Here is a 267-nt window from a genome sequence, read left to right on the forward strand (position 1 = left end):
CCCGGCTGGTCATCGCGGAGGGCAACTACCTCCTGGTCGACCAGGATCCGTGGTCGCGCATCCCCTCGCTTCTGGCCGAGAGCTGGTTCGTGGCGACGCCCGAGGAGGAGCGGATGCGGCGGCTCGTCGACCGGCACACCCGCCACGGCCGCACGCCGGAGGCGGCGGCCGTCTGGGCGCGCGACGTCGACGGCGCCAACGCCGCCCTCATCGAGCCGACCGCGTCGCGCGCGTCGCTCGTGGTGAGCGGCACTGGCGCCGACTGGT

General features: G+C 74.9%; 1 pseudogene. It reads left to right on the forward strand.

Annotated features, from left to right (window positions below):
* Nucleotides 1-267 (forward strand): annotated as a pseudogene (locus SB753_RS37810) (nucleoside/nucleotide kinase family protein); the annotation flags it as partial.

This window comes from Paraburkholderia sp. SIMBA_053 (assembly GCF_046534895.1).
GTDB classification, from domain to species: Bacteria; Pseudomonadota; Gammaproteobacteria; order Burkholderiales; family Burkholderiaceae; genus Paraburkholderia; species Paraburkholderia caledonica.